Source organism: Caballeronia arvi (assembly GCF_001544695.2).
Classification (GTDB): domain Bacteria; phylum Pseudomonadota; class Gammaproteobacteria; order Burkholderiales; family Burkholderiaceae; genus Caballeronia; species Caballeronia arvi.
Window position 1 is genome coordinate 1 of record NZ_FCOM02000185.1, and the last position, 2,303, is coordinate 2,303.

General features: G+C 62.2%; 1 protein-coding gene and 1 pseudogene. Both read right to left on the reverse strand.

The genetic code is table 11. From position 1 onward, the window contains the following. A partial coding sequence (locus tag AWB74_RS44100; protein ID WP_160110411.1) for a glycoside hydrolase family 15 protein occupies positions 1-1,701 on the reverse strand: 1,701 nt, incomplete at its 3' end. Between the two features lie 124 nt (positions 1,702-1,825). Beyond that, a pseudogene (locus AWB74_RS44105) lies at positions 1,826-2,303 on the reverse strand (SDR family oxidoreductase); the annotation flags it as partial.

Sequence of the window (2,303 nt, forward strand, 5' to 3'; positions counted from 1 at the left end):
GAAAGCTTGCGGAAAATTACCGCACTGCCGCTTGGCCTTCGTGTCGTACTCTTCCGAAAGCAGGCCCACATCGTTGCGCAGCGTGAGCAGGTGTTCGAAGAGCTCGCGCGCCTCGCTTTCTCGCCCCTGCAAGTGCCGCACGTGCGCAAGCCAGAAACTGCACGCGAGGAATGCACCTTCCTCGTCGTCAATGCCGTCGTTTGCCGTGCGATAACGCTTCAGTAGCCCATTCTCGAGTAGTTGGCTTTCGATCGCCCGGACCGTTCCCATTACGTGGGGGTCGTTTGCCGGTAAAAATCCCGTCAATGGAATCAGCAAGAGGCTCGCGTCGAGCTCCTCGCCGTCGTAGGTCTGCGTGAACGAGCCCAGCTTCGGGTTGAAGCCTCGCTTCATCACTTCGTCCCGAACCTGCGAAGCGAAGCGTTGCCACGTTTCTTCGGGCGCATCGTGGCCGTGCTCACGCGACGAGCGCAACGCCCGATCGATGGCGACCCAAACCATCACCTTGGAGAGCGTAAGCTGCCGGGGTTGATCGCGGATCTCCCAGATCCCTTTGTCTGGCTTCTCCCACACATGGCTCAAATGTTCGATCAGTCCGCATTCGAGGCGCCAGGCGTCCTCGTCCGGCGCAAGACCGGCGTGGCGGCACTGATACAGGGCGTTGAGTACTTCTCCGTAGATGTCGAGCTGACGCTGACTGACCGCGCCGTTGCCAAAACGTACCGGGGTCGCCCCTTCGTATCCAGGTAACCAGTCGCACTCCCATTCGTCAACGTGACGAGACCCGTCAAGCGCATACATGATCTGCAACTGCGCCGGATCGCCGCCGATTGCGCGCACGACCCAGTCGCGCCAGTTCGCGGCCTCGTCTCGGTATCCGCCGTTCACAAGCGCCAACAAGGTAAAGCTCGCGTCGCGCAGCCAGCAGAAGCGATAGTCCCAGTTGCGCTCGCCCCCAAAAGCCTCGGGCAGCGAACTCGTGGGCGCGGCGACGATCGCCCCGGTCTCCCGGTCGGACAGGGCCTTAAGCACCACCAGCGATCGCTGGATCGCTTCGCGGTAGAGGCCGCCGACCTTGCATTGCAACGCCCAGCCTTTCCAGAACGCCAGTGTGTGCTCAAGTGCTGTACCAGGATCGGGTACTGCGGGCGCGGGCTCACTGGAGCCGCTGCAGGCCAGCGTAAAGGCCCGACGCTCGCCGGGTTGCATCGTGAAGCGAAGTTGGACGTCGTTGCTTTGGTTCGACGCTTCGCTTGCTCCGTCAAACCACAGGGTATGGGCGCCGGCCACTAAGTACGTGCGTTCGCCTGTCTGCCTGCGCCACGGCACGGCGCGTCCGTAGTCGAAACGAACGGACAAATCGCACTCGACCTCGACTGCCCCGCCCTCGCACCGTATCTGCCTTGCCAGCACCGGCACGGCAGCGGTCCAGTCCATCCAGTCGGTGAGGATTAGCGTGCCCAGCGCGGTGACAAGCGTGGTCTCGAGAACAAGTCCCTCCTCAATGTAGCGTCGAGATGCGCGCTGGATGTGATCTCGTGGCGTAAGGCGCCAGACGCCATGGCGATCGTCGCCGAGCAGCGCAGCAAAGCAGGTGTCTGCGTCGAAAGCCGGCCAACATAGCCACTCGGTCGACCCATGACGACTGACGAGGGCCGCCGAGCGCCCGTCGCCAATGAGCGCGTAGTCTTCGATTCGCATGGGCATGGACTTTTTAACCTCCCTTCCTGCGTCCCCGTCGTCGCCGGGGCACACGGCTCGCATGGGTGCTGCCGGTCACATGGCTCTGCTGCAGTACTGCTCTGCTGCATTACCCTCTGCTGCATCACCGCTTAACGGCTCGCCGGCATAACAGCGCTAGCGCCACCGCAATGGGAATCAGCATGGCGCCGCGATGTGTGTCCATCCACAACGCGGGGCTCGACGCACACGCCTCATCGTCAAACGAACCATGCACACGATGCTTACCATGCACGCTCTGAAACAAATTCGATGGCGCGTCCGTGGGCAGGGAAGCGTTTCGCTGCTGCATGGCGTAACCCTTTCTGCCCAGATAGTGATCGAGCCAGCCGGGCGCAAGCATGTTGCCCACGATGGCCTTCACCGACGACAGACCGACAAAAAGTTCGCGGCGGCGGTGCGTCGCAGCCCATACGATGGCCTGAGCCGCCACTTCTGGCTGAAAGATCGGCGGCACAGGCTGCGGTGCATGAGGCATGTGGCACAGCGCCCAATCGAATTGCGGCGTGTTGAGCGCGGGCATTTGTACCATCGTCAGATGGATCTGGCTTTTGTCGTGCAGC